The sequence below is a fragment of the Tianxiuia mixotrophica genome (assembly GCF_050596425.1).
In the GTDB taxonomy this organism is placed as follows: Bacteria; Bacillota; Clostridia; order Peptostreptococcales; family Acidaminobacteraceae.
In genome coordinates this window covers 3,421,770-3,446,826 of the sequence record NZ_CP192292.1, presented here as the reverse complement: position 1 = coordinate 3,446,826, position 25,057 = coordinate 3,421,770, and the positions used below count along the sequence as shown (strand labels likewise).

14 protein-coding genes are annotated in these 25,057 nt (G+C 35.6%); all 14 read left to right on the top strand.

Translation table 11 applies throughout. From position 1 onward, the window contains the following. Positions 1 to 5,346: 5,346 nt before the first annotated feature. The 14 genes from ACQ4KW_RS15255 to ACQ4KW_RS15190 all read left to right on the top strand — a co-directional run bounded on the left by ACQ4KW_RS15255 (position 5,347) and on the right by ACQ4KW_RS15190 (position 23,524). A complete protein-coding gene (locus tag ACQ4KW_RS15255; protein WP_430883348.1) occupies positions 5,347 to 6,279 on the top strand; it encodes a DUF1848 domain-containing protein in 933 nt (310 codons plus the stop codon). Positions 6,280 to 6,460: 181 nt separating this feature from the next. Beyond that, a complete protein-coding gene (locus tag ACQ4KW_RS15250; RefSeq protein WP_430883347.1) occupies positions 6,461 to 6,781 on the top strand; it encodes a hypothetical protein in 321 nt (106 codons plus the stop codon). Positions 6,782 to 6,974: 193 nt separating this feature from the next. After that, complete coding sequence (locus tag ACQ4KW_RS15245; protein ID WP_430883346.1) at positions 6,975 to 7,286, top strand: hypothetical protein; 312 nt, start codon at positions 6,975 to 6,977, stop codon at positions 7,284 to 7,286. Positions 7,287 to 7,481: 195 nt separating this feature from the next. After that, entirely contained in the window at positions 7,482 to 8,288 is an 807-nt protein-coding gene (locus ACQ4KW_RS15240; RefSeq protein ID WP_430883345.1) for a hypothetical protein, read from the top strand. Between the two features lie 150 nt (positions 8,289 to 8,438). Then, entirely contained in the window at positions 8,439 to 8,828 is a 390-nt protein-coding gene (locus tag ACQ4KW_RS15235; protein ID WP_430883344.1) for a hypothetical protein, read from the top strand. A 568-nt stretch (positions 8,829 to 9,396) separates the two neighbouring features. Beyond that, positions 9,397 to 9,984, top strand: coding sequence for a hypothetical protein (locus ACQ4KW_RS15230; protein ID WP_430883343.1), 588 nt, complete (start codon positions 9,397 to 9,399; stop codon positions 9,982 to 9,984). 182 nt (positions 9,985 to 10,166) lie between these two features. Further along, positions 10,167 to 10,490 carry a hypothetical protein gene (locus tag ACQ4KW_RS15225; protein WP_430883342.1) on the top strand — a complete coding sequence of 108 codons (324 nt, stop codon included), beginning with the start codon at positions 10,167 to 10,169 and terminating at the stop codon, positions 10,488 to 10,490. Between the two features lie 292 nt (positions 10,491 to 10,782). After that, on the top strand, positions 10,783 to 11,565 hold the full coding sequence (locus ACQ4KW_RS15220; protein ID WP_430883341.1) for a hypothetical protein: 783 nt from the start codon (positions 10,783 to 10,785) through the stop codon (positions 11,563 to 11,565). A gap of 2,586 nt (positions 11,566 to 14,151) precedes the next feature. After that, positions 14,152 to 14,913 carry a hypothetical protein gene (locus ACQ4KW_RS15215; protein ID WP_430883340.1) on the top strand — a complete coding sequence of 254 codons (762 nt, stop codon included), beginning with the start codon at positions 14,152 to 14,154 and terminating at the stop codon, positions 14,911 to 14,913. 319 nt (positions 14,914 to 15,232) lie between these two features. Continuing rightward, positions 15,233 to 16,219 carry a hypothetical protein gene (locus tag ACQ4KW_RS15210; protein WP_430883339.1) on the top strand — a complete coding sequence of 329 codons (987 nt, stop codon included), beginning with the start codon at positions 15,233 to 15,235 and terminating at the stop codon, positions 16,217 to 16,219. Positions 16,220 to 16,522: 303 nt separating this feature from the next. Then, positions 16,523 to 17,374 carry a hypothetical protein gene (locus tag ACQ4KW_RS15205; RefSeq protein ID WP_430883338.1) on the top strand — a complete coding sequence of 284 codons (852 nt, stop codon included), beginning with the start codon at positions 16,523 to 16,525 and terminating at the stop codon, positions 17,372 to 17,374. A gap of 222 nt (positions 17,375 to 17,596) precedes the next feature. Then, positions 17,597 to 20,326 (top strand): DUF4116 domain-containing protein, encoded by a 2,730-nt coding sequence (locus ACQ4KW_RS15200; protein WP_430883337.1) that lies wholly within the window; start codon positions 17,597 to 17,599, stop codon positions 20,324 to 20,326. A gap of 1,171 nt (positions 20,327 to 21,497) precedes the next feature. Next, a complete protein-coding gene (locus ACQ4KW_RS15195) occupies positions 21,498 to 22,154 on the top strand; it encodes a class I SAM-dependent methyltransferase (RefSeq protein WP_430883336.1) in 657 nt (218 codons plus the stop codon). Positions 22,155 to 22,339: 185 nt separating this feature from the next. Then, on the top strand, positions 22,340 to 23,524 hold the full coding sequence (locus ACQ4KW_RS15190; protein ID WP_430883335.1) for a HEPN-associated N-terminal domain-containing protein: 1,185 nt from the start codon (positions 22,340 to 22,342) through the stop codon (positions 23,522 to 23,524). Positions 23,525 to 25,057 lie beyond the last annotated feature (1,533 nt).

The following is a 25,057-nucleotide window of genomic DNA, read 5'->3' as shown; positions in this document are numbered from 1 at the left end:
ATCTGACTGCATTTCACTTAATAAGTATGTGCTTGCAACGAACTAAGCTGTCCTATGAGTTCATCGTACTCATTAATATAGACTGAAGGCTCCAAGGTTTTCGCTCTTCAAATTGCATCTAGGTTTATTGGGCCTTCATAAACATTTGACTTTGCACTCCGGCCATATTATTAACTTCAATTTCATTATTTAAGAGAATCGGCGGTCTATTATAGTTTCTTGTTTTACTGCTGGCCTTACACCTAGCACCGAATGACTAGCTTTCTATATGCAACTTGAAATCGAAAATCGCCTGATACGAAAAGAAAGCAAGCACTGGTCATCGTAGAGAACACTCAAAAGCAGCGCTGAATTCAGTTTGAACAAGCCTGGTTGTGAAGGTACAGATAATATCTTTAAATTAGAACGGCTGAAGTTATTTTTGAATTTTACAGTGCCAATTATCTGTGATCAGAGTACACAGCTCCATATTTACTATAGGGGGTGGTTTCCTTGAATGAAAGCATTTTTAGACTGGGCGCATCGCAATAAATAGGAAGTGGTAATATTACGCTGAGAAGTGTCCAAGACAATTACGTGCTAGGTATCTTAATGTAATTCGACATCTCATTAAATGAGTCTGTTGGTTTACTATACTGTAATACACCATTCAGGCAACGCCATCTAACACAGTGGTTCCAGACATTCCCCTCGTATTATGCGAATTGGGGAATTTTTAATTGGTCTCTTATGTTAAAATATAGAAGAGTATAGAAAAAGTGGGGAACGATCTTGAACCATGGGAACGTTATAAGGCAGAAATGACTGGTCAGAGCGGTTAGAGACATGTGCGTTAAGAATTAGCTTATCGCTACTTTTCGTTAAGTTTACGGGATTTTATCACAGTGTGTAGCCTTGAATAGAGTACACCAGTAATCTGACAGGGTGTGGTTTAACAAAATGTCATTCACTAAATGAAACAAATTAGGGTCTGAATTTTAGTAGAAACATGTCACGATCTTATAACGAAAAGAAGCTCAACTGCTTTGCTTGATCGGGGAATTTTTTAATGTGGTCTCTAAGTACAATTTTAGTCCTCAACGGTATTGCTAGAACAGAGTCGCAAAGCAGCATGGTTAATAAAGCGAATGAATAAAAGGACGTCATTGTCCGCCATATAACAGAGCAGTTCCCAGCACTAAACCCAGTCACCCTTTTTGCGAGGGTTCTTTTTATGTGGCGTGATGGAAGGAAATGGTGAATGAAGCTAGAATAGTTAATAGTGAAAGTGCAAAAAAGTCGCCAGGGACGCGCCGGGAACTGTCCAGGCGTTATAAGGCAGAAATGACTGGTTAGAGCGGTTAGAGACATGTGCGTTAAGAATTAGCTTATCGCTACTTTTCGTTAAGTTTACGGGATTTTATCACAGTGTGTATCCTTGAATAGAGTACACCAGTAATCTGACAGGGTGTGGTTTTACAAAATGTCATTCACTAAATGAAACAAATTACGGTCTGAATTTTAGTAGAAACATGTCACGATCTTATAACGAAAAGAAGCTCAACTGCTTTGCTTGATCAGGGAAATTTTTTAATGTGGTCTCTAAGTACAATTTTAGTCCTCAACGGTATTGCTAGAACAGAGTCGCAAAGCAGCATGGTTAATAAAGCGAATGAATAAAAGGACGTCATTGTCCGCCATATAACAGAGCAGTTCCCAGCACTAAACCCAGTCACCCTTTTTGCGAGGGTTCTTTTTATGTGGCGTGATGGAAGGAAATGGTGAATGAAGCTAGAATAGTTAATAGTGAAAGTGCAAAAAAGTCGCCAGGGACGCGCCGGGAACTGTCCAGGCGTTATAAGGCAGAAATGACTGGTCAGAGCGGTTAGAGACATGTGTGTTAAGAATTAGCTTATCGCTACTTTTCGTTAAGTTTACGGGATTTTATCACAGTGTGTAGCCTTGAATAGAGTTCACCAGTAATCTGACAGGGTGTGGTTTTGCAAAATGTCATTCGCTAAATTAAACAAATTAGGGTCTGAATTTTAGTAGAAACATGTCACGATCATATAACGAAAAGAAGCTCAACTGCTTTGCTTGATCTGAGAAAATTTTAATGAGCTTGCTAAGTACAAATTGTTTCATCAACGGAATTGCTAAAACTAAGTCGCAAAGCAGCATGGTTAATAAAGCGAATGAATAAAAGGACGTCATTGTCCGCCATATAACAGAGCAGTTCCCAGCACTAAACCCAGTCACCCTTTTTGCGAGGGTTCTTTTTATGTGGCGTGATGGAAGGAAATGGTGAATGAAGCTAGAATAGTTAATAGTGCGAGTGCAAAAAAGTCGCCAGGGACGCGCCGGGAACTGTCCAGGCGTTAGTTGGCATTATTCACGTTCAAGTTTAAGCAGTTAGTTTAAATTGGCACGCTAATGTTGGTATAGGTTGTGCATTAACGCCTCCCTAATGGGTAAAGGTTCATTAATTTGCATTAGAGCCTTGTTCTTTCAAACAAAATTCAGCGCTTTGAATACGTTGAGAGGATAATGTTTATCTGACTGCATTTCACTAAATAAGTAAGTGCTTGCAAGGAATTAAGTCGGCATATGAGTTTATCTTACTCATTAATATAGACAGAAGGCTCCATGGTTTTCGTCATTCAAATTGCATCTAGGTTTGTTGGGCCTTCTTATACATTTGGCTTTATACTTCGGCCATATTGTTAGCATCGATTTCATTATTTAAGAGTTTCGGCGGTCTATTACAATTTCTTGTTTAACTGTAGGCCTCATACCTTTCACTAAATGACTAGTTTTCTATATGCAACTTGAAATCGAAAATCGCCTTATACGAAAAGAGAGCAAGCACTGGTCATCGTAGAGAATACTCAAAAGCAGCGCTGAATTCAGTTTGAACAAGCCTATTTGTAAGTGTTGGATTCGAAATTTAAATTAGAACGGCTGAAGTTAGTTTTGAATTTTACAGTGCCAATTATCTGTGATCTGAGTACACAGCTCCATATTTACTATGGGGGTTGGTTTCCTTGAATGAAAGTATTTTAGACTTGGCGCATCGCACTAAATAGGAAGTGGTAATACTCCGCTGAGAAGTGTCCAAGACATTTACGTGCAAGGTCTCTGAATGTAATTCGACATCTCATTAAATGAGTTTGTTGGTTTACTATACTTCAATACATCATTTAGGCAACGCCATCTAACACAGTGGTTCCAGACATTCCCCTTGTATTATACGAATTGGGGAATTTTTAATTGGTCTCTTATGTTAAAATATAGAAGAGTATAGAAAAAGTGGGGAACGATCTTGAACCATGGGAACGTTAGTTGGCATTATCCACGTTCAAGTTTAAGCAGTTAGTTTAATTGGCACGCTAATATTGGTATAGGCTGTGCATTAACGCCTCCCTATGGTTATGGGTTCATTATTTTGCATTAGAGCCTTGTTCTTTCAAACTAAAATCAGCGCTTTGAACACGTTGAGAGAGTAATGTTTATCTGACTGCATTTCACTTAATAAGTATGTGCTTGCAACGAAATAAGCTGTCCTATGAGTTCATCGTACTCATTAATATAGAGTGAAGGCTCCAAGGTTTTCGCTCTTCAAATTGCATCTAGGTTTGTTGGGCCTTCATATACATTTGACTTTATACTCCGGCCATATTATTAACTTCAATTTCATAATTAAAGAGTTTAGGCAGATTATTATAATTTCTTGTTTTACTGTAGGCCTTACATCTAGCACCGAATGACTAGTTTTCTATATGCAACTTGAAAACGAAAATCGCCTTATATGAAAAGTGAGCAAGCCCTGGTCATCGTAGAGAACACTCAAAAGCAGCGCTGAATTCAGTTTGAACAAGCCTGGTTGTAAGTGTTGCAGATAATGCTTTTAAATTAGAACGGCTGAAGTTATTTTTGAATTTTACTGTGCCAATTATCTGTGATCAGAGTACACAGCTCCATATCTACTTTGAGGGTTGGTTTCCTTGAATGGAAATATTTTAGACTTGGTGTATCTCACTAAATAGGAAGAGGTAATATTCCGCTGAGAAGTGTCCAAGACATTTACGTGCTAGGTATCTGAATGTAATTCGATAACTCACTAAATGAGTTTAGTGGCTTATTATACTTTAACACATCATTCAGGCAACGCCATCTAACACAGTGGTTCCAGACATTCCCCTCGTATTATACGAATTGGGGAATTTTTAATTAGTTTCTTATGTTAAAATATAGAAGAGTATATATAAAGTGGGGAACGATCTTGAACCATGGGAACGTTAGTTGGCATTATCCACGTTCAAGTTTAAGCAGTTAGTTAAATTGGCACGCTAACGTTGGTATAGGCTGTATATTAACGCCTTCGAATGGGGAGGGGCTATTGAGTTTTGCATTAGTGGCTTGTTCTTTCAAACTAAAATCAGCGCTTTGAATACGTTGAGAGAGTAATGTTTATCTGACTGTATTTCACTTAATAAGTAAGTGCTTGCAACGAACTAAGTTGGCATATGAGTTCATCGTATTCATTAATATAGAATGAAGGCTCCACGGTTTTCGTCCTTCAAATTGCATCTGGGGCTGTGAGGTCTCTAAATTAGGATTCCTTTTGACTTCGGCCTCCGTCTGAACTTTGCTATTTGTATGTAAGAGTTTTGGCCAGTTATGACATTATACTATTAAGTTTTTGGCCTTATACCCTTCACTAAATGACTAGTTTTCTATATGCAACTTGAAATCGAAAATCGCCTTATACGAAAAGAGAGCAAGCCCTGGTCATCGTAGAGAACACTCAAAAGTAGCGCTGAATTCAGTTTGAACAAGCCTGGTTGTTAGTGTTGGGTTTGAAATTTAAATTGGAACGGCTAAAGTTAGTTTTGAATTTTACAGTGCCAATTATCTGTGATCAGAGTACACAGCTCCATATTTACTATGGGGGTTGGTTTCCTTGAATGAAAGTATTTTATACTTGGCGCATCGCACTAAATAGGAAGTGGTAATATTCCGCTGAGAAGTGTCCAAGACATTTACGTGCTAGGTATTTGAATGTAATTCGACATCTCATTAAATGAGTCTGTTGGTTTACTATACTGTAATACACTATTTAGGCAACGCCATCTAACACAGTGGTTCCAGACATTCCCCTCGTATTATACGAATTGGGGAATTTTTAATTAATCTCTTATGTTAAAATATAGAAGAGTATAGAAAAAGTGGGGAACGATCTTGAACCATGGGAACGTTAGATAACACATAAAAATCAGCTAATACTAGCAAAAATAGCTATTATTGTAGCGGTAATAAATCAAGTCGAATTTCTGTATCAGTGTTATAAAACAAGGAGTTTTGTCTATGATCTTGAGTGTCAGTAGGAGAACGGACATACCGGCTTTTTATGTTGAATGGCTAATTAATAGATTTGAGTCAGGGTATGTATTAGTGCGAAATCCGTTTAATAGTAATATGCTATCAAAAATTGAGTTAAATAAAAGAACCATTGATTGCATAGTGTTCTGGACAAAAAATCCTAAGCCACTAATTGAAAGATTAGATTATTTTGAGTCCTACAATTACTATTTTCAAATTACAATAAATCCATATGATCTTAAACTTGAAAAAGGCATACCAGCTAAAAGGGAAATAATTGAATCAGTCAAAAATCTATCTGACAGGATTGGTAAAGAGAGAATTATATGGCGTTATGATCCCATTTTTTTCACAGATGTTATTGATATGGCATACCATGAAAAGTGGTTTTCATATCTTGCAGATAAACTTGGGGAGTATATAGATCATTGTGTAATTAGCATAATAGATGATTACAAAAAGAACAGGCGCGAGTTTAGAGATATAGGAATTAGAATACCTAGCGATGTTGAGGCTAAGAAATTAATAAAGAAGTTGAGCAATATTGGCGAAGCTAAGAGTATAAAAATCCAAATGTGTGCAGAATCATTCGAGGTAGAAAATATAGGTCGTTCAAAATGTATCAATGACGAACTTATTCAAAAAATAACTGGCAAAAAAGTGATTGCAAAAGAAGATCAGAATCAACGTGAAAAATGTAACTGTATAGAAAGTGTGGATATAGGAGAGTATAATACTTGTCTAAATGGTTGTGTATATTGTTATGCAAATTATAGTGAAAAAAGTATTATTGATAAAGTAAAGAAGCATGATCCTAATTCGCCACTATTAATAGGTAATATTACTGGTAAAGAAAAAATTGTTGTGAGAAAGAATAAATGTATTTTTGACGAAACACTTACTTTGATCGATTTTTAAGCGTCATCTAACACAGCGGTGTCCCGCCATTCGCCTGGTGGTGAATAAGTTTAGGAATGTTCCGCAGTGAAATGTTTATACGACGTTGAATATGTTGCAATGAGAAGGCGAACGAGCGTGAACCGTGGGAACGTTATGTAGAATACTTTTCTAGATATTGAGGTTGAAGAGGTAATCAACTATGAAAACAAACTTTAGATGGTCATTTAGAGAGCATCTAGTTGTAGTTCTAGTAATTCCAATAACATCTTTTATTATAGATTTAACTGTAAACAAAGGATTTGGTTCAGGCATGCTAACACTCCTATTTAAAGGACATAGTTTTCTTATGAATCAAAATGCCGCAAGTATTGGAATTATAGGTGGGGCTGACGGACCTACAGCGGTTTTTGTTACAGGTGATGCATTAGCATTTATGCTGATATCTAATTTTATGCTATTCATTATATTAGCAATGCTTTTTAGGTTAAAGAAGTATTTGAACGAGAAAAAATTAAGATGAGAATAACGAAAAGTACACCACATAACACAGCGGTGTCCCGCCATTCGACCGGTGGATATTGAGTTTGTGAGTGTTCCGCAGTGAAATATTTATACGACATTGAACACGTTGCAATAAGAGGGCGAACGAGCGTGAACCGTGGGAACGTTATATGAAAGCTCTTGCTAGGAAATGAGGAAAAATGAGCAAATTAATGAAAGTACTAATTACTTACTACAAATTTGGAATCCTGTTTAGTGCAATGCTCATATTAGCCATTGAAGTCGGTTGGATTCCAAGTAGTGGGCTTCCAGTCAGAGATATTGTGTACTATATGAAACTTATTCCAATGACCTTGGTTATCGCAATTTCATTCATACCATTAGTTGCATTGTTGGATTTCTTTAGGAGAATGTTTCAGCACATCTATGATGAGTATAAGTTTTCAAGCAAAAGTCAGAAGAAATGGTTTTTGATTGCATTTGTATTGGTACTGCTTAGAAAACTTCTAGTATACTTTGGTTAACATACAACGCAATAGCAATCATATAACACATCGGTGTCCCGCCATTCGCCTGATGGATACGAAGTTTAAGAATGTTCCACAGTGAATGTTGGTGACTAAACTGAAAGTATTGCAATAGCTGTGGCGAACGAGCGTGAACCGTGGGAACGTTAAGTAACATTTTTTACTAGTATAGGGTTAAGTAAGGAGAAATCAATGGAAAGTAGTACATTTAGTTTTAGCATCTCAAATGTAGTAACTGATGCAGTAGATATCTACAAAAACAATAAAAAAACATTGCTTGGATTAAGCGTAATTAGTGCGATTATCAGTCAAGTATTCAGTTTTATAATGAATATTAGCAACTCAAGAGCACCTCAATTGACTCCAGTTAGTGGTTTAGTAACTTCATTATCATTTATCATCATGTTGGTGGTTATTTATTATAGTACAAAGCTCTGGGTTGCTATGCAAATTTCTGTGATTGACGCAATAAAAAATGATGAAATATCAATTTCTTCAAGTTATAAAAGAGCCGAGGAGTCAGTCTGGAAGTTTTTGAGAGCTTCATTAAAAATCTTTCTTATACTTTTTATTCCTTTCATTCTGTTGATATCTGGAATGATGCCAAGATTCTCATTATTTATGAGAGTAACCTTCCTTATTATTGGAGTTGTTGCCATCATCTTTTTTGGTACGAAATATGCATTTGGACCGTTTATAAGAATTGTTGAACCAGACAATAAGAAATACTTAAAAGCAAGTAGTACGTTGGTTAATAGAAACTTTAAAGAAGTTGTTGTGATATTAGCAATTTACTGGATACTATTGCTGCCGACATTCTTAAACACCCAATATGGAGACGTTTTATTTGTAAATGATTCAGTTAAGTTTATTCTTGAAAAGATTTTATTAGTTATAGGAGTACTATATCATCCTTTTCAAGTGTCATTATTAGTAAGGACTTATTATGAGTTATCAGAGTCGAGTGAGAGAACTCAAATCGTAAAAAACGTCACTTAACACAGCGGTGTCCCGCCATTCGCTTGGTGGATACTTACTTTAAAAATGTTCCGCTGTAAATGGTCGTTAAATAGACGAAGGCGTTGTAATAAGAGGCGAACGAGCGTGAACCGTGGGAACGTTATATAACAAAAACAAGGCGGTATTAGAATGGAACTAAGAATGATGGCAATAGTCATAATAGCTTTTGGCCAGATTCTAAGAATGATCACCAACAAATCTTTTAGTAGTATCAATTGGTTGGCACATAGAGAAAAGTTAGTTTGTAATTTAGTTAGGTTAAAGACGTTGGTTGGTTGGCTAGTAATTGCATTTGGTAGACTTGTATTGTACTTGACAGTCGTACCTTTTAACAGAAGTATAGTTTGGCTGATTATTATAGCTGTACTTGAACTTATAGTTAGCATGCATATAAGTGTAAAATTATTGGGATTAAAAATTTGGTTTGCTATCTGGATAGATTTACTACTCGTTATTGCAATCGCAGTATATGTTTATAAGTTACTTTATGATATAAGCGGCCTTCTTTTCGTCATATAACACAGCGGTGTCCCGCCATTCGCCCGTTGGTGACAGAGTTTGGAATGTTCCGCAGAGAAATGTTTATACGACATTGGTCGCGTTGCAACAAGTGGGCGAACGACCGTGAACCGTGGGAACGTTATGTAAAATTCAAGACCAAGTCTCAGCATAGAAGTTTATTAAGGTAGTTGTGAACATAGAATTAGAGCATGGAGAGCTATGTCGAGTTTTCTTAATAGAATATGTTAATTGGAAAATGACTTTATTTAGTATTGTGGTAAACATGCATATCACTGTTATGAAAAGTAGAATTGAAAAATCAAAGATATTAGTGTGTTTTACTGGTGAGCAAAATCAGTTAGCGTGAGAATGATAATCTGGCCTTGAACAATACATAACACAGCGGTACCCGCCATGCGCCGAGTGAATAGAAGATTAGCTTTGAACAGGTGTTTTAGAATATTCTCGACATCCGCAAATGTTGTGAAGATTCGAGCGCACGACCGTGAACCGTGGGAACATTATAAGAAAGTTTTGACTAGTTTATTTATGTGAGTAGTTTCACTAATGTTGAGGAGCTTGCAATATGAAAGAAAGCAGTTTGAAAATAAGTCGAGATAATAAGACTTACTATATAACAGAAGTAGGAAATAAATTGAGTTTCGAAAATATTCTTGAAATTTTAGAAGTTATAAAAGGTCCAGATGACAGTATGCTATTTGGGTGTAAATGGCGAGTAATTGATATAGAGAATCTAGATAATGAAGTTATGGATGAGAGTATTCGAAAAATGTATGAAGAGGTAAAAGGTTTTATCGAATACGATTATGAAAGAATTGAGATAACAAAAGCATTTATTGATGTAAGAACTAAATTCATAAATGAGGAATGGCCAAAAAGTATAAAACCACACAATGAAGAGGTTAAGAATAGTATTTGGTTTGAACCAATTAATAACGAGGAAATATTTGAAGCATTTAAGATAGAGGAGTTCTTTACATGTATTATCTTAGGAAAAGGTGACGATTATAAAAACTACAAGTATTGTATTCATAGGTTCGAAACAGAAGACGGGATAGGATTACAAATTAATTCTAATGCTGATAAAGTTTTGGAAGATGATATTATTCATAACATAATGAGACTTTTTCCAGAGATGCTCAAGGATTTATAAGTCGTCAAAACCATCTTATAACACAGCGGTGTCCCGCCATTCGCCTTGTGTTGACGAAGTTCAGGAATGTTTCGAAGTGGATGATTATGACGAAGCTGAAAGTGTTGAAATATCTGGGCGAACGAGCGTGAACCGTGGGAACGTTAGTTGAAATTCTCTTCTTGGCTTAAAGGAGGCAGAGTATGGGAAGAATAGCTATATATTTGCTAATAGGAATTATTATTGAGGCTATTACATTTAACTTTGGAATGTTTCGACATGTTGAGTCTTTTTTCTTTGTTTGGGGTGTTCTGTATCTAGGAATATTGTTATTTACTGTATTCAAAGTGGATACATCTACATATACTATGAGATTTAGTAAAACGGGAGTTAAGTTTAGGAATAGTGAAGACATAATTGCAGAGCGAAAAATGCTAGAACCTAAAAAGTCCTTGCCATCCACATTAATATTCTTGGCAATTATGTTTATTGGAAACACACTGTTATTTATAGTGCTAATGCCATAGTGTATTACTGTGCAAATTGTAGTACTTAAACAACGAAGAAAACTTCATCTAACACAGCGGTGTCCCGCCATTCGCCTGGTGGTGACGAAGTTAATGCTATTACCAAGTTTGTTGTTATGACATAGCTGAAGTCGTTAGAAATAGTGGGTCGAACGAGCGTGAACCGTGGGAACGTTATATACAATAAAATTGCTAGTTTATTGCTGAAACAAATCTAGAATGAGATGTAATTAATAATAAAATCATTTATAAGTAAGGACAATATAGAAAAAGTTGAGAATGAGAGTGGGCAATGAGAAAAATATTCAAACGTATAAAATCGGTACTTCTACTAGTTAAATATCAACCAAAGACGTTTTTAACGCTCTTATTATATCCGTTAATAATCGGCGTTGGAGGATTGATAAGTATTGCACCAATATTGATTGGATATAAAAATTGGTATGAAGTTGAAGCAATTCAGTTAATAATGTCGTGGGTTACAGTTATAGTCGCTTTGTTATTTGGCTTTGCATATATCAAATATATGCAGGAAAATCTGCTAGGTAGATCAGTTAGTATTTTTAAAGCTAAAAACATGATGACAGGAAAGTGGTTTGATGGAATTATAGTGACAATCAAATATGCAATATTACTTGTAGCCTTAAAGCTATTTATCCAATTTGAATTTCATGGACTGATTAGGGTTTACAAGTTAAGTGGAATAATCAGATACGAGTTTGCACTGGCTCTGTTGCTCAATATTGGTTTAGCATTGTTCCTTATTAACAGATTAGGTTTACATAAGCAAATGGCAATATTAAAGAATGGAGAAGGAAATTATTCTCTTAGGGAAGCTTTTAAATCGACGAAATATCATTGGAAAGACTTGTTACCATTATCGACTATTGAAACAATCGCTATAGTTTGGCCTGGCCTACAAAAGGCACTAGTTATATATTATGATTTTCGCTATAGCAATGTATTGATGATGTTAGCACTAAGCTTTATATTTTCAATACTTTGGATGTATTTTGAGACTGTGTATAAAGTCTCTTGCTATACAGAGTATCAAGCTAGCATTGAAGAAATTTAGCTCATGTTTTAACTAAATAACCATCATCCTGCAATATGCAAAGCTCGAGCAATATCAATAATCAGATCAGAAGTTTTTCACTATTAGAACGATTACATGGATACTTAAATGTGAATCGCAATTTGACTGTATATAACACAGCGGTGTCCCGCCATTCGCCTAGAGAATACGTATTTTCAGAGTGTTCCGCGGTGAAATGTTTATTCGACATTGAATGCGTTGCAATGAGAGGGCGAACGACCGTGAACCGTGGGAACGTTATGTAAAATTCAAGACCAAGTCTCAGCATAGAAGTTTATAAAGCTAGTTGTGAACATAGAATTAGAGCATGGAGAGCTATGTCGAGTGTTCTTAATAGAATATTTTAATTGGAAAATGACTTTGTTTAGAATTGTGGTCAACATGTATAACACAGTTTTGAAAAGTGAAATAAAAAAATCAAAGACGTTAGTGTGTTTTATTGGTGAGCAAAATCAGCTAGTGTGAGAATGATAATCTGGCCTTGAACAATACATAACACAGCGGTACCCGCCATGCGCCGAGTGAATAGAGTTTAACTTTGAACTGGGCTATTAGAATATTCCCGACATCCGCAAATATTGTTAAGATTCGAGCGCACGAGCGTGAACCGTGGGAACGTTAGTTGGCATTATCCACGTTCAAGTTTAAGCAGTTAGTTTAATTGGCACGCTAATGCTGGTATGGACTGTGCATTGACGCCTCCAAATGGAGAGGGGCTAATGAATTTTGCATTAGTGGCTTGTTCTTTTAAACTAAAATCAGCGCTTTAAATACGTTGAGGGAGTAATGTCTATTTGACTGTATTTCACTTAATAAGTGGGTGCTTGCAACGAAATAAGTTGGCATACTAGTTCATCGTATTCATTAATATAGAATGAAGGCTCCAAGGTTTTCGTCATTCAAGTTTCATCTGAGGCTGTGAGGTCACTAAATTAGGTTAGTTTTTTGACTTCGGCCTATTTTTGAAATTGCTGTTTGCTTTTAGGAGTTTAGGCTGGTAACGCAATTATGTCATCTATGTATAGGCCTTATATCTGTCACTAAATGACTAGCTTTCTATATGCTACTTGAAAACGAAAATCGCCTAAGTAGGAAAGAAGCAAGCACAGGTCGTCTGAGAGAACACTCAAAAGCAGCGCTGAATTCAGTTTGAACAAGCCTGATTGTGAAGGTAGAGATAATGCCTATAAATTGGTACGGCTAGAGTTAGTTTTGAATCTTACAGTGCCAATTATTTGTGATCCGAGTACACAGCTCCATATTTACTATGGGGGTTGGTTTCCTTGAATGAAAGCATTTTAGACTTGGCGAATTGCATTAAATAGGAAGTGGTAATATTCCGCTGAGAAGTGTTCAAGACATATATGTGCTGGGAATCTGAATGTAATTCGACATTTCATTAAATGAGTCTGATGGTTTACTATACTTCAATACATCATTTAGGCAACGCCATCTAACACAGTGGTTCCAGACATTCCCCTCGAATTATACGAATTGGGGAATTTTTATTTAGTCTCTTATGTTAAAATATAGAAGAGTATATATAAAGTGGGGAACGATCTTGAACCATGGGAACGTTAGTTGGCATTATTCACGTTCAAGTTTAAGCAGTTAGTTTAATCGGCACACTAATGTTGTTATAGGCTGTACATTAACGCCTTCGAATGGGGAGGGGCTATTGAGTTTTGCATTAGTGGCTTGTTCTTTCAAACTAAAATCAGCGCTTTGAATACGTTGAGAGGGTAATGTTTATCTGACTGCATTTCACTTAATAAGTAAGTGCTTGCAATGAACTAAGTTGGTATATGAGTTCATCGTACTCATTAATATAGACTGAAGGCTCCACGGTTTTCGTCCTTCAAATTGCATCTGGGGCTGTGAGGTCTCTAAATTAGGATTCCTTTTGACTTCGGCCTCCGTCTGAACTTTGCTATTTGTATGTAAGAGTTTTGGCTAGTTATGACATTATACTATTAAGTTTTAGGCCTTATACCTTTCACTAAATGACTAGTTTTCAATATGCAACTTGAGACCGAAAATCGCCTTATACGAAAATGAGCAAGCACTGGTCATCGTAGAGAACACTCAAAAGCAGCGCTGAATTCAGTTTGAACAAGCCTGGTTGTGAGTGTTGGATTTGAAATTCAAATTAGAACGGCTGAAGTTAGTTTTGAATTTTACAGTGCCAATTAGCTGTGATCAGAGTACACAGCTCCATATTTACTATGGGGGTTGGCTTCTTTGAATGAAAGTATTTTATACTTGGCGCATCGCAGTAAATAGGAAGTGGTAATACTCCGCTGAGAAGTGTCCAAGACATATACGTGCGGGGAATCTGAATGTAATTCGACATCTCATTAAATGAGTCTGTTGGTTTACTATACTTTAATACATCATTCAGGCAACGCCATCTAACACAGCGGTGTCCCGCCATTCGCCTTGTGGTGACTGAGTTTGTGATGTTGAGCAGTTTGTGGATTTGAAATAGCTGAAAGCGTTGCAATAGAAGGCGAACAGCGTGAACCGTGGGAACGTTATATGAAATTTTTCAAGGAGAATATGTTAATGAGAAAGTTTAACAATTTTATTGGGTCTCACATCAAATCGAACAATGTTAACAAGTGGTTATTCATTACTGGTTTAACCGCAATAATAATTTCAGTGTCTTATCAGGTTTCTTATGATTGGCCTGAGTTATTTTATGGTGCTGATAGATTATTTAGCTATATATCGAATTTAGGTTTTGCGTATTTGTGTAGTTATATTTTTTATTTAGTTAGTGTTTATATTCCAAGTGCGATTAAGGAAATTAAATCTTATAGGATTATCTCTGTATATATTACTGACATTTTATCTACTTGGGACAAAATATTAAAAGCAATTGACAAAGAATCAGTGAATAACTTTGATTCAAGGAACAATGAGTTAAAGTATTTCGAGAATCTCGAAGCAAAAATTGATTTTACGGAGGAACTTAGTAAGCAAATAAAGAGAATTGAAAATGAGAATGGAGAAATCAAAATAATTACGTATACACTTCAGGAATATGTTGGTGATTTAGTAGAAGCTATTTCTAAGAGAATAGATATTATTGAACGATATCCTGATATTGATCCAGATTTACTCATAATATTGAATAAAATACGAACTAGTACAGCTATGAAAATGTGGAAAACAATTAATTTGAAAGTAAAAGTACCTAACAGTAACCCAATTAAAAATATGGGTGCAATTATGTATAAGTGTAATGCTGAAATTGAATTGCTAAGAGATGCACACAAAAAGATTATTGATAAGCATGAAAATCAATTTTGGTATAAACCTTGAAAAACATCATATAACACAGCGGTGTCCCGCCATTCGCCTTCTGGTTACGTAGTTTGGAATGTTGTGCAGTGAAATGTTTATACGACACTAAATGCAGTGAAATAGTTGGGCGAACGAGCGTGAACCGTGGGAACGTTATGTACAATAAATACACTGATATCGTTATTACAATCAATTTTGATTTAAAACAGAAATACTTCTTTCGTTAAGTTGCGACATGTTGTAATTCTAGATTCGAAACTAGTACTGCTATTCATCGACTAGGATATATGTTAGAATGGGCTGATTAAATGAATCAATCTTATGTTTGGAGGAGAATATGTTCACGAAAAAAATAGCAAAGACAGCATCACAATTATTACTGAGTTTTATATTAGTATTCAGTTTAGTATTGCCCCAAGGAACTTATGCCGAAGTAAAAACTGTATACTTGGATCAGGATAATCCCACAACTACAATAAACGCTGATTGTGGTGGTAGCAACTTGAAAATTACTGTATTTGGAGGAAGTGAGCAAACTTCGCAAATTACATTTGATATTAGAAGAAAGAATTTGTTTGACAAAGATAACATTAAGGATCAAAGATCTTATCAGGCTGATTATAAAGTGAATGCTACTGGGATTACCGTTACTAATAAAAGTGCAGGGACATCCTATACAGCAGATGAACTCCAATTAAAGCCTAATACAGTGTATAACGTAAAGGCAAAGTCTACACTCGTTGGTGTCCGTGGTGGCGGCATAAGAATTTATGATGATTCTATCACAACATTGATTGGTGGAAGTAATAGTATACAAAATCCAGATTTCTCATTTACAACACCTGATAATGGAGGTATTGCAATTTTATTCTACTCTGGAGTTGAATTAGGTGATGTAGCAACATTTACTGAGGTGCAAATCGAAGAAGGAAATACCGCTTCCAAGTTTGAGGAATTTGGTGGCACAGTATTATATACTGGCGAAACCCTGATGAACAAGGATAAGCTTATTCTTAATATAGACGGTATAGTAGAAGTTAAAAGATATACTCTCGCTGATCAAGATGACTATGAGAAGTATCTCGGTACATTCAGTCTTCAAAAGGGGATCAATCATATAACTGTTTTGCATGAGGGTGATTTCACTGCAAGTATTGAATACGATGACAGTGTGGAAGGCATAATAGAACAGTTGGCTAATCAAGTAAATACACAAACTGCTATGATGAAAGAATTGCTTAATTTGTTAAATGAATCTAGAGGATACAAAAATATCTCTTTTCAATATGATGAAAATGGTAACATAGTAACTATAACTGAATAGTTGAAAGATATTAAAAGTAATTAATATGAAACCGTGTATTGACAGTACATAACACAGCAATTCCCAACATGCCCCTGTTATATCAAAAATAGGGGCTTTTATAATGGTTGAATGTTACAATAGTGTATATGAAATAGCCATAGAAGGGGCACGCTCGGGAATTGTGGGAACGTTATGCAGCATTTAACAAGCAGTTGTCTATTTCTATAACATCATTTTATAACTATATACAGAGGAAATGGCTATCATTGGTTGCAATATTTTGTGCGGCTGTTGACTAACTAGAGTAAAAAGGTGAGTAGAATGAACAATAAAAAAACGTTGTTTGGCATTGTATTCGTGCTGATTTCTGTTATATCTTTTGCAATGTATTATTTTGTAAAACCAAGTGTAGTGCTTAGTCAGAATGGATATTATGTATCAGAATACGCGAGAATTTCCGAGCAAGAGTGGGAAAGACATAATATAAGTAATATGAGATTTGAAAATCCTGAAGAACTACTTCTTGAGATAGATGAATATGTTCAAGAGTTAGAAAAATTGATTGATCGTGAAGATTGGGATACTGAGTTGAGACAAATTAATGGTCGAGACTTCGATACAATAATTGAGGTCGAGTTCACTTATGATTACCATTCTAGGGCAATCGGTGCTGGGACTCAAAGATCTAATTACTCCACTAATATATCACCGAAAATAAAACTTAGTCGTAGATCTATAGAACGTGGATATGAAGAAATTGCTCATGAGCTAACTCATATAATATCACCTATATATCAATCAGTAAGTCTAAATGAAGGGTTAGCTTGTTATGTCAATGATGTGATTGGAAGGGGAACGGTGAGACTTCTTGATAATCAAGAAATTCATAGAAGAGCCTTGAGTTTCATTGATAATGATGAAGTAATGAAGTTTGTTGGAAATGACTCAACAGATGTTTATGATATATATACATCTTATACATCGGTTAGAAATGAGTTTTATGTACTGAGTTATTCTTTCGTATCATATTTAATCGAAAAGTATGGAATGGAGAGTTTTTTGAAAGTGTATAGTTCAAAAGACACAGTAGAAACGTATAGTGAAGTTTATAATCGACAATATGTAGAACTTATTAGTGACTGGAAAAAGCATCTAAAAACATTTGAGGAGTAGTAAAGAAAGGATTAATGCTTGTTGAGTAAAAAGCTTGTTAAACACCGCATAACACAGCGGTGTCCCGCCATTCGCCTGGTGGTGACATACTTCGTGACTTTACATAGCTTATCATTCTGAATAGCTGAAAGTATTGCAATAACAAGGCGAACGACCGTGAACCGTGGAAACGTTATGGGACAGCCTGGACTCAGTCGATCTTATGAATAGGGGGCGTGATTTATGAACGAGGTTTTCAGAGCTTTAAGTCAAAATCCTATGAGCATTCAAAACTATGAAATGACACATGAGCAATGTTTATATGCAGTAAGTATAAACGGAAATGCAATAAAGAAAATCCCTAAAGATCTACATACAAATGAAATATGTTTGGAAGCAGTTCGTAATGAAGGATTATCACTAGAGTATTGCTCGAAAAAAATCATAAATGAGAATATTTGCGCTGAAGCTGTAAAAAATAATGGATTGGCAATACAGTATGTCCCTATGAAGTTTGTAACAAGTAAATTATATAGTTATGCCTTAGATCAAAATGGTTTATCATTGCGATTTATTCCTAAGAACCGAATTACATTAAAACGGGCTTTGAGAGCGGTACAGCAAAATGGTATGGCAATAAGATATGTTCCGAATAATCTATTAAATAAGGAAATTCTCGAATCGGCAGTATCAGAAAATGGTATGTCACTTGAGCATATACCAAGTAATAGAAAGAGTAAGAAACTATGCGTTAGAGCCATTGAAAGTAACTCAATGGCTCTGGAGTTTGTACCAAAAAGATTTAAATCAGATGAGATTTTAGAATCAGCATATGAGAGTAATTGGGAATCATTTTGTTATTTTCCTGTTGAAAAATATACAGTGGCAGCCTGTCTAGACTTCTTGAATAAAGTAAAAACTGATATTGATAAGTCAATTCGGATTAATCATCATATACTCAGTGATACCGTAGTCCAGTTCCCAGTAGAGGTTAATGGAAACTTAAATATTATTAAATTAGAGAGAGTTGTTGGTGTAAGAGAATTCATTAAAAAGTACTATGACAGTGCTGACAAAAGTTTTTATACGGTTGAGAAATTACACTATAGTGGCACCATTGAAGAAAGAGTGTTTAATAACTTTCATAGCTTTTATAGTTACTTAGATGGAGCTTTATCTGAAGCTGATTTAATAAACTTCGATTTTGAAGGTGTCGAACTGAAAAACTATGATATTAGAAGTTGGAAAATTAGAAGTGAAGTCCTAGTAAATCAAGGTTTGTATAATAACTCATATTATAAAAAGCACATCGAGTCAAAGTCTGATTATGTAAATTTGCAACATTCAAAAATAAATGAAGAGATTAAAGCACTCCAGAACATAGAACTTCCAGAATTTCAAAGGATGGAATCTGGTAGTAGGAATCGTCGCTTTTATTATATAAGCGATGTACATCTTGATCATAAGTTAATAAATAATTTTCCAACTCATGCTTCAAAATTAGAAATCGAACTTTTTATTGAAAATGTTGTTCATGAGCTTTTGAGTAGTGTAATAGAAGATACTATGAGTAGTGACTACTTACTTGTAGCAGGGGATGTTTCATATGATCTTGAAATCTCAAAATTGTTCTTTTCTAAGCTATACGAAAAGAGTGATTTCGATGAAATAGTTGTAGTCTTAGGAAATCACGAGTTATGGAATTTTAACAATGCTCAAATGAGTGTTAGCGAAATTATCAGTTATTATAAGAAAGAATATGGAGAAGTCGGAGTAATGCTACTGCATAATGAGTTACTTCTGATTAATGACTCGCGTAGCAAAATAATTACTGATGAGGAATTGTTTAACTTAAATACTCATGAGATAGACAAAATTAGCCTAAGATATCCAAATATAATATTTGGCGGAATCGGATTTTCAGGTTGTAACAGTGAGTATAATGCGACAAATGGATTATATAGAAATGTTATTAAGACGTTGGAAGAGGATTTGTGCCAAACACAACAGTTCTCTGTTCTATATAATAAATTAATAGAATCAATTCCAAACAGCAAGCTAATTGTTTTATCTCATACCCCTAAACAGAACTGGTCAGAGCTGAACTATAACAGTAATTGGTATTATGTTAATGGGCATACTCATGCCAATGTGTTCACAAAAGACCATGAGAAGTCTATATATTCAGACAATCAAGTGGGTTACTATAACGAAAATTTTGAACTTAAGTATTTTGAGATTTCTAGTACCTACGATATTTTTAGGAATTATGTCGATGGAATGTATTTAATCAATCGTATGCAATATATTGAATTTAATAGAGGTATGGGCATTCAGATGGATTTCAAGAGATATTTTAACAAACTCCATATGCTTAAGAGAAGTGGAGTGTATTGCTTTATTTTAGAGTTAAAGGAAAAACTATACTTATTAGAAGGTGGCAAGATTCGCAAATTGGAAATGCAGTTTGTAGAGTATTACTATGAAAATATGGTTAACTATTCTGATGCATTGAAAGTACTAACGAATAAGTATAATCAAACATTAGCACAAATTTCTTTGAAAATTAAACAGGTTGGTGGTAGTGGTAATATCCACGGTTGTATAGTTGACATTGATTTTTATAATCATATATATCTTAACCCAGTTGATGGAACATTATTGCCATACTATGCAACCTCAATGATGGATAAGTATATTTACTCAAATGTTGAGACATTACTAATTCATCATAGAAAAGACTTGTATGATAATTTACATCTAATTGAAAGTGAACCGAAGGTTAATGAATACTTTATAAGTGAAAACAATGTATATGAGTGTAATTCAGTATTATTCAGCGACGAAACAGCTATGTATAAACCGTCAAACTTAATCAAATCTATTCAGTATTTGACGAATAGTAATATAATTAGGATTTGGAATGAAGACCTCATTGAAAGTAACTTTGAGTATCACGAAATAAGCGATTAGTAGACGAAGTGTATTGTTAAAACCGTCCAAGCCATCCCATAACACAGCAATTCCCAACAAATGCCATGCTGTTGGTAAGCTAAAGTTGTTACATGGTTTATAGGTCTGAAAAAGCTGGTGCTCATTAAGAAGTGGGCATTCATCGGGAATTGTGGGAACGTTAGTTGGCATTATCCACGTTCAAGTTTAAGCAGTTAGTTTAATTGGCACGTTAATGTTGGTATGGGCTGTGCATTAACGCCTCTAAATGAGGAGTGGTTCATTATTTTGCATTAGTGGCTTGTTCTTTCAAACAAAACTCAACGCTTTGAATACGTTTAGGAATTAATGTTTATACTGACTGCATTTCACTTAATAAGTAAGTGCTTGCAACGAAGTAATTTGGCATATGAGTTCATCGTACTCATTAATATAGACAGAAGGCTCCAAGGTTTTCGTACTTCAAATTGCATCTAAGTTTGTTGGGCCTTTATATACATTTGATTTTATACTTCGGCCATATTGTTAGCTTCAACTTCATTATTTAAGAGATTTGGCGGTCTATTATAATTTCTTGTTTTACTGCTGGCCTTACATCTAGCACTGAATTACTAGCTTTCTATATGCAACTTGAAATCGAAAATCGCCTTATACTAAAAGAGAGCAAGCACTGGTCATCATAGAGAACACTCAAAAGCAGCGCTGAATTCAGTTTGAACAAGCCTGGTTGTATGTGTTGCAGATAATGCTTTTAAATTAGAACGGCTGAAGTAAGTTTTGAATTTTACAGTGCCAATTATTTGTGACTTTCGTACACAGCTCCATATTTACTATGGGGTTGGTTTCTTTAAATGAATGTATTCTTAGGCTGGGTGTAAATCTTTGAATAGGTATAGGGTAATATTCCGCTGAGAAGTGTCCAAGACATATACGTGCGGGGAATCTGAATGTAATTCGACATCTCATTAAATGAGTCTGTTGGTTTACTATACTTCAACACATCATTCAGGCAACGCCATCTAACACAGTGGTTCCAGACATTCCCCTCGTATTATACGAATTGGGGAATTTTTAATTGGTCTCTTATGTTAAAATATAGAAGAGTATAGAAAAAGTGGGGAACGATCTTGAACCATGGGAACGTTATAATGCTATGAATTTCTAAGTATATTAATATCACTGGAGGAAAAGAATGAAATCTACTAGCTGGGAAAAGTATTGGGGTAGTGAAGAGAAACTTGATCATTGGAAAGTACCTGAGCCAGAAGTTATTGATTTTATTAAGGAAGTTAAAGAAATACACAGTACAGCATCTGTGTTAGACCTCGGGTGTGGTTTAGGACGTCATTCAATTGCCTTTGCAGAAGAGGGATTTGATGTTCAAGCTGTAGATTTTTCTAAGGAAGCATTAGAGCAGTTGGATGATATAGGCAAAAAGAATGATTTGCAGATACAGATTAGAATTGGTGATTATCGCTCAACGCTGTATGAAAATGAGAGTTTTGAAATAGTGTTGAGTTATAACGTCCTTTATCATGGATCGCGTGATGAATTTCAAAACTCCATCAAGAAGTGTTATAACTATTTAAAGCCAAATGGAATATTTATGTTTACGTGTGTAACACGTGATGATGACAAGTATGGAAATGGAAAAATGAAAGCACCACATACATACCTAAGTGAAAATTCCGTTCATCCAGGGGATATTCATTACTTTAGTAGTGAAGAGGACTTAAATGAAATGCTTTGCATGTTTAAAGCCATCTCACTAAGTCGAAAGGAACATGAATGGATCTATAAAGGAGAAAAACGCTTTAGTTCTTACTGGGTCGTAGTTGCGAGAAAGTAGAGAGTGTAAGTATAGTGCACCGAAATTCACAGCATATAACACAGCGGTGTCCCGCCATTCGCCCTGTGGTGACTGAGTTTTGAATATTTTGCAGAAAATGTTCATATAGCATTGAAGATGTTGCAATTAGAGGACGAACGGACGTGAACCGTGGGAACGTTAGCAGACATTGAAAGGACAGGTTTATGGGGTATTATAGTGAATTGGATGCTATGGGTCGTAGATATTATGAAAATTACAAGTACGTTTGTGCAGAGTGTTTAATTCATGACGAATTAAGTGACTATATTGAGAGTAATGGAGACTCTGGATCATGTGATTATTGTCATGAGGAAAAAATAGTATTCCCACTTCCATTATTACTAGATTTTATTTTTAACTGTATTTACTTCTATTGGGATCAACCAGAAAATTCAGGAGTACCCTATGAAACAGCAGAAGGTGGTTGGCAACTTGGAGTACAAGACGGATTCGATTTTTTCTATGATGTTGTTGCATGTGATTTTTCATGTGAGGAGTTAGAGAAGGACTTGCGTGAGCCTTTTCTTGATTTGCAATTTACATTGAACGATCCTTTCTCAGGGACAAGATCTGAGGAGTTACAATTCTCATGGGAGCAGTTTTGTAAGATTATTAAACATCAAACCAGATATGTGTTCTTCTATGACAATGAACATGAGGAAACGTTAGGTGTGTATTCACCATCAAGTATATTAGACCAAATTGGTGTGTGCTGCTCAGAGGTTGGGCTAATAACTAGATTAGAACGTGGGGAAAGATTTATTCGTGGAAGAATACATAATAGTGAAGAATCCATAAATACAGTATCTCAATTAGGTCCACCACCACTAAGGTACGCTAAGTATTCAAATAGAATGAGCCCAGCAGGGATTCCTATGTTTTATGCAGCTCTTGAACAGGACACAGCACTCGCTGAACTTGCTCCTGAATACGATAGGAATTCAATTTTTACTTATGGGGAATTTGAGTTAATTAGGGATATACTCGTACTTGATTTAACAAACATTCCTCGGGTGCCAAATATCTTTGATACAAGTAGAAATACTCAAATGGAAGATATTATTTTCTTACATAGTTTAGAAGATGCGATAACTCAGTCTGTAATTAAGGACGGGAGAGAGCATATTGAATATGTTCCAACCCAAGTGTTTACTGAGTTTTTTAGAAGAAAATATAAATATGCAGATGAGAATATCGACGGAATTATATACAATAGTTCTCGAAATTCGGGTGGAAAATGTATAGTATTGTTTATTGAAGGTAAAAATGTAATTGATGCAGAATGTGAGATAACAAGTGACTCAATGTTGAAATTAAGTCGCGAGAACATCTTTAGTAGAGTCCTTTAAACATCTGCTAACACAGCAGTTCCCAAAATGCCCCTTTGTTGATACGAAGTGGCATTTTATTATATTAGATTATGGTAAAATATAGTATGTGAGTTATAAAAGTGGAGCACTTCGGGAACTGTGGGAACGTTATATGGAAGTTTTAGCAAAGTAGAGAGAAGTTGAGAAAGCGTGGTCATGTGCACTCATGGCGACGAAGAAATGTAACTTTGCATGAGGACCAGTATTCCATAGCACTGGCTAAATTCATTCACGGGAGTGAGAAACGTCGTATAACAAGTCATGATCAACATTTCTCACGTTGAATTATAAGCCAGAATCCAAATGTATCTCAGAAAAATGATCATATACGCATCTACACTATCGGGGTGCAAAGTTACCCAATCTACATATGAATACGTTATATACAAAATTAATTTGGCGAAGAATGAGTGAAGCCATGAGGCAAGGGAAGAATCATTGAATGAATCCCCTAGTCATCTATATGCTGTTTAAAAACAAAGGCTCAACATTATAAGATAATGGGCTCGAAAAGAAAATGACAAGTAAGTATATCCAACTATGTAGTATGCCAAAACCACCATATAACACAGCGGTGTCCCGCCATTCGCCCGGTGGTGAAGGAGTTTGGAATGTTAAGCAGGGAAATGTTTATACGACGTTGGTCGCGTTGCAATAAGTGGGCAAACGACCGTGAACCGTGGGAACGTTATAAGGCAGAAATGACTGATCAGAGCGGTTATAGGCATGTGCGTTTAGAATTAGCTTATCGCTACTTTTCGTTAAGTTTGCGGGATTGCATCACAATGTATAGCCTTGAATAGAGTTCACTAGTAATCTGACAGGGTGCTGTTTTATAAAATGTAATTCGCGAAATGAAATAAATTGCGATCTGAATTTTAGTAGAAACTTGTCACGATCATATAACGAAAAGAAGCTCAACTGCTTTGCTTGATCTGAGAAAATTTTAATGAGCTTGCTCAACACAAATTGTGTCATCAACGGAATTGCTAGAACTGAGTCGCAAAGCAGCGTGAATAATAAAGCGAATGAAGAAAAAGGACGTCATTGTCCGCCATATAACAGAGCAGTTCCCAGCACTAAACCCAGTCACCCTTTTTGCGAGGGTATTTTAATGAAGCGCATTGGAAGGAACTGGCTGATTAAGCTAGAATAGTTAATGTTAAGAGCGCAAAAAGGTCGCCAGGGACGCGCCGGGAACTGTCCGACGTTATATGGAAGTTTTAGCAAAGTAGAGAGAAGTTGAGAAAGCGTGGTCATGTGCACACATGGCGACTAAGAAATGTAACTTTGCATGGGGCCCAGTATTCCATAGCACTGGCTAGTCTCATTCACGGGAGTGAGAAACGTCGTATAACAAGTCATGATCAACATTTCTCACGTTGAATTATAAACCAGAAGCCAAAGGTGTCTCTGAAAAATGATCATATACGCATTCTCACTATCGGAGTGCAAAGTTACCCAATCTACATATGAATACGTTATATACAAAATTAATTTGGCGAAGAATGA